The 5,000-nt window shown below is 71.5% G+C and carries 5 protein-coding genes; 1 reads left to right on the forward strand and 4 read right to left on the reverse strand.

What is annotated here, in order from left to right; translation table 11 throughout:
• Positions 1–29: 29 nt before the first annotated feature.
• From FV228_RS19990 to FV228_RS20000, 3 genes are read right to left on the reverse strand one after another with little or no spacing between them, the layout of a single operon-like run.
• The gene (locus tag FV228_RS19990; RefSeq protein ID WP_238260768.1) at positions 30–1,589 is read right to left on the reverse strand and encodes an ABC transporter permease; all 1,560 of its coding nucleotides are present in this window, start codon (positions 1,587–1,589) and stop codon (positions 30–32) included.
• Positions 1,586–2,266 (reverse strand): ATP-binding cassette domain-containing protein, encoded by a 681-nt coding sequence (locus tag FV228_RS19995; protein ID WP_147856217.1) that lies wholly within the window; start codon positions 2,264–2,266, stop codon positions 1,586–1,588. The genes FV228_RS19990 and FV228_RS19995 overlap by 4 nt, the downstream gene beginning before the upstream one ends.
• A 15-nt stretch (positions 2,267–2,281) precedes the next feature.
• Positions 2,282–3,169, reverse strand: coding sequence for a putative selenate ABC transporter substrate-binding protein (locus FV228_RS20000; protein WP_147856218.1), 888 nt, complete (start codon positions 3,167–3,169; stop codon positions 2,282–2,284).
• A 329-nt stretch (positions 3,170–3,498) separates the two neighbouring features.
• On the opposite strand from FV228_RS20000, the gene selD reads away from it, so the two are divergent.
• The gene (gene selD, locus FV228_RS20005; protein ID WP_147856219.1) at positions 3,499–4,551 is read left to right on the forward strand and encodes a selenide, water dikinase SelD; all 1,053 of its coding nucleotides are present in this window, start codon (positions 3,499–3,501) and stop codon (positions 4,549–4,551) included.
• 73 nt (positions 4,552–4,624) lie between these two features.
• Here the strand turns inward: selD and FV228_RS20010 are convergent.
• On the reverse strand, positions 4,625–5,000 hold a 376-nt coding region (locus tag FV228_RS20010; RefSeq protein ID WP_147856220.1), incomplete at its 5' end, for an SUMF1/EgtB/PvdO family nonheme iron enzyme.

Below are 5,000 nucleotides of genomic sequence, written 5' to 3' on the forward strand. Positions count from 1 at the left end.
CGCGGCAGCCGTAAAGGGGCGCGAGCCCGTCAGGAGCAGGCCGTCCGGAGGGGCGGGGTCGCGGCGGATCCGTGCCGCGGCGCGGAGAGGCGGATCGGCAGGTCGGTGAGGCGCAGGGACCGGCGCAGGGTCCTGGACAGCGCATCCACCAGCATGGTCAGGACGGCGGTCGCCACGATCAGCAGCACGGCGACGTCGAGGCGCAGCTCGGAGATCGCGGCGTCGACGTAGAAGCCGAGCGTCGCCACGCCGAGGATGCCGAAGATCGCGCTCTCGCGCAGGATCAGCTCCCAGCGGTACAGCAGGTAGGCGAGGAACTGCCCGTAGAGCCGCGGCACCGTCTCGTAGCTGTAGAGGTTCAGGCCCGTCGGGGCGTCGGCACGGTAGGCGAGGTCGTCGGCGTGGCGCCCCATCAGGTAGCCGACGATGCCCGCGTTGTGGATCGTCAGCGCCAGGATCGCCGGCAGCATCGACGGCCCGAGCAGCTGCAGCAGCACGTAGGCCAGCATGTATTCCGGCGTCGAGCGCACGATCACGAGCAGGACGCGCCCGAAGGGCTGGCCGATCGGCCCCGCGAACCGGCGCGAGGCCAGGGGGAACAGCAGCAGCGCGCCCAGCGCGGTGGCCACCAGCGCGATCTGCGCCAGCACCAGGGTCTGGACGGCGCCGGGCAGGATCTGCTGGGTGAGGATCGGCCGGAACCAGAGCCCGAGCCGGCTCCAGGTCGCCGGGTCGAGGAGCGCGCCGGACCGGAGCGGGCTCGGGACGATGTCGTGCGTCACGAAGCGTTCCAGGCTGGAGAGCCAGTGCGTCGTCCCGACGGTTCGCGGAAGGGCGAGCACGCTGACGATGAGAAGCAGAGGCAGGGTCGAGAGCCGCATCCAGAGACGGCGCGAGCCGATCAGGGCGTAGAACACGAGGAGCAGGGCGCCGGCCTCGGCGTAGCGGCCCTGCCGGAAGGCGGATTCGAGGTAGAAGCCCATGGTCGGCAGGCCGATGAAGCCGAGCACCAGGGTCGAGCGCATGGCGCACTCGAACCGGTAGAGCGTGTAGTGCCGAAAGGCCGCGGCGACATCCGGAAGACGGCCGTACGCGAAGGCCGAGAGGGCGCCGGTCCCCTCGGGCAGAACCCGCAGGGCCGACAGGTCGGCCTCCTCCATGATCTCGGAATAGACTTTGGCGCAGATCCCCGCATAGGGCAGCGCGATGGCGAGGATGCCGGTGAGGGCCGACAGGCCGAACACCTGCATCAGGAGCAGCGCCCAGAACAGCTCGTGCACGGAGCGCAGGCCGGCGCAGACGAGGCGCACGCCCCGGACCCTGGCGAACGGAATGGCCAGGACGAAGCCGGCCCCGGCCCCCGCCGTCACCCCGAGGATCGCGAACGCGACGGTGTACACGACGCTCCAGATGTCCACCGCCAGGAAGTCCGGACGGATCAGGCCGCCGAGCAGGCGCTGGAGGTCGGCCCAGGGATGCAGGCTGCTGACCGCGAGGTCGGCCGCCAGGAGCGCAGCCAGCGCACCCGCCGCGAACCAGCGCGTCACCGCCGCGTAGCCCCAGCCGGGGATCCGGCGCAGGGCGCTCACGGGGCTTGACCGTAGAACGGGGCGAGGGCCGCCTCGTCGAGGTCGCGGGCGGGCGCGTCGAGCACGATGCGCCCGGCATCGAGGACCACGATCCGGTCCGTGTGCGCGAGGGCCAGGGCGATGTCGTGGAGCGCCAGCACCAGGGTCCGGTGGCGCCTGGCCAGCCGCTCCAGGACGAGGCCGCCCTGCGTGCGGTCCAGGGCCGAGACCGGCTCGTCCCCGATCAGGATCGGGCGCCCGTTGTAGAGCGCGCGCGCCACCGAGACGCGCTGCTGCTGCCCCCCCGACAGGGCGCCGGCCTTGGCGTGGAGCTCGCCGGCGAGCCCGATCTCCCCGAGGATGCCTCGGATCTCGGCCAGGTCGGCGCGGGCCGGAAACGCCAGGGTGCGCAGGTTGTGCAGGGTCGAGCACCGGTCGAGCCGGCCCATGTAGACGTTGTGGAAGACCGACAGGGTCCGCACTAGGGCCGCCGCCTGCGGGATCAGCGCGGTGCGGGCGCGCGCCTGGGCGTGGATGAGCCCGAGCAGGGTAGATTTGCCCGCCCCCGAGCGGCCCATCAGGGCGACCCGCTCGCCGGCCCGGATGGTCAGGTCCACCCCGAACAGGACCGGCTTGCCGTCATAGGCCGCCTGGGCGCCCGACAGCACGATCTCCGGCTCGGCTCGGGATGCGGTCACCGCGCTGCGCTCGCGTCAGTCGAGCAAGCCCGTGGATTTCGCCACGCGCTCGATCGGCTCATAGGCGGCGTTGGTCACCGGGATGAACTTCGAGCGGGCGAAGGGCGCCAGGATCGCCGGATCGGTGATGCCGACGAGGGCCGCCTGCAGCCTCTCGGTGAAGCCGGCGCCGTAGATCGCGTCGACATCGCCCCGCACGGTCCACTGGTAGTCGGGAAACGGCGGGCTCTCCCAGATGATGCCGACGGCCGTGTGATCGACCTTGCCGGCCTTGTCGTCGAGGTCCCACACCGAGTAGTCGACCGCCCCGACCTCGAAAGCCCCAGACTGGACGAGCTGGATCGTGCGGGTGTGGTCCCCGGAGAAGCCGACGCGGGAGAACACCTCCTCGGGCGTCTTGCCCGGGAACGCGGCGCGGATGAAATACTCCGGCATCAGGCGACCCGAGGTCGAGGCGCGCGAGCCGAACGTGAACGTCTTGCCGGCGACCGCCTTCGGGAAGTCGGCCGACTTCGCCAGGCCGGTCTTCGTGTTGGCGATGAGGTAGGTCTTGAACGCCGCGTCCTCGGCGCCTTGCGCGATCGCCTGCGCACCGGGCGAGGCCTTGCGCGCCTGCACCCCGGTGAAGCCTCCGAACCACGCGAGCTGAACCTGGCCGTTGGTGAAGGCCGTCACCGCCGCCGGGTAGTTCTTCACGGGGATGTACGTCACGGGCACGCCGAGCTTGCCCTCGAGATAGCGCGCGACCTTGCCGAAGCGCTCCACGAGGCGGCTCTCGTCCTGGTCGGGAATGCCGGTGAAGACGAAGGCCGGTTTCGCGCGCTCCTGCGCGACGGCGCCGCCGGATGCCGCGAGCCATCCCAGTCCCGCCAGCAACGCCCCGTTCAACGTCCGTCTCAGCATCGCCGTCCCCACCCGTGTTCCGACACTCTAACACCCTCAAGCGGAGGCCGATGTCCAATCAATTGACGGCTCATGCGGGCGTTAGATCACCGAATCGAACGCCCATTCTGTCGAGGATGGATCTTGCGGGACGATGCCGTGTGCGTACGGGCCGGACGGAGGCGGCGCACGCTGCGGTCCTGCACCGATCCGGGCGGGCCGGGTGGCGGGTGCGACGCGCCCGCACCGTGCCATCCTGACGGCCGTCTGTACCGGATCCCCGCCTTTGTCTGCTAGGACCCGTGGTTAACCCTCCGTTGTCACAGCGCGCGATGCCACAGGATTCAGCCATGGATACGCCTCCGCCGGTCCGCCTCACCAGCCTCGCCCATGGCGGAGGCTGCGGCTGCAAGCTCGACCCGGCGGTGCTGCGCACGCTGCTGGCCGACCAGCCGGTGGCCGGTCCGTTCGAGCGCCTGCTCGTCGGCAACGAGACGGCCGACGACGCGGCGGTCTGGGCGCTGGATGACGGGACCTGCCTCATCGCCACGACCGACTTCTTCACGCCGATGGTGGACGATCCCCACGATTTCGGTCGGATCGCCGCCACCAACGCGATCTCCGACGTCTACGCCATGGGCGGCAAGCCGATCCTCGCGCTCGCCATCCTGGGCATGCCGGTGGGCAAGATCGCCCCCGAGGTCGTCGCCCGGATCCTGAAGGGCGGGGCCGCCACCTGCGCCGAGGCGGGCATCCCGATCGCGGGCGGCCACTCGATCGATACCCCGGAGCCGATCTACGGCCTGGCGGTGATCGGATTGTGCGACCGTACCCGCATCCGGCGCAACGCCGACGCGCGCGCCGGCGACGTGGCCATCCTGACCAAGCCGCTCGGCGTCGGCATCTACTCCGCCGCGATCAAGCGCGAGGCCCTCGACGCCGCGGGCTATGCCGACTTCGTCGCCACCACGACGCGTCTCAACAGGGTCGGGGCGGATCTGGCGGGCGATGCGGAGGTCCACGCCATCACCGACATCACCGGTTTCGGCCTCCTCGGGCACGGGCTCGAACTCGCCCGCGGCGCCGGCCTGACCTTCGTCGTCGCGGGCGGCGCGATCCCGCTGCTGCCCAGGGCCGAAGCGCTGGCGCGGGACGGCTTCGTCACCGGGGCATCGCACCGCAACTGGGCGAGTTTCGGCGGCCAGGTCACCCTGCCCGCGGACCTGCCGGACTGGCGCCGCCACATCCTCACCGATCCCCAGACCTCGGGCGGCCTCCTCGTGACCTGCTCGCCCGGTCGTGCCGAGGCGATCCTGGCCCAGGTCCGCGCCGCGGGCTTCGCGCAGGCCGCCATCGTCGGGCGGTTCGAGGCCGGCCCCCCCGGCATCCGCGTCGAAGCCTGACGGCGCACGGGGCGGCCTCGGCCTTGTCTGGGCCGCCTGCACCGAACCGGGATCCAGTGCGGCGGCGAGCGTCCTAAAGCGCCACCGTGCGGAAGCCGGCGAACACGTCGCGGCGCTCCGGGCCGAAGAAGTTGCGATAGCCGGTGTCGACCATGCGCGAGCGGGTCGCCCAGGCGCCGCCGCGCAGGACCTTGCGCGTTCCGAAGGCGGGTTCCGAATACGCCTTGTAGGCGTCGGGCGCGAAGCCGGGAAAGGGCAGGAAGGGGCTCGCGGTCCATTCCCAGACGTTGCCGAGCATCTGCCGGCAGCCCCAGGCGCTGTCGCCCGCGGGGTAGGCGGCGACGTCGACGCAGCCGAGATGGCCGCCGTCGAGATTGGCGCGGTCGGCCGTGGGCGGGGCATCGCCCCAGGGATAGCCGCGCTCGGTGGCACCAAGCGCGGCTATCCCT

Origin of the sequence: Methylobacterium sp. WL18 (assembly GCF_008040015.1) — a bacterium.
GTDB lineage: Bacteria > Pseudomonadota > Alphaproteobacteria > Rhizobiales > Beijerinckiaceae > Methylobacterium > Methylobacterium mesophilicum.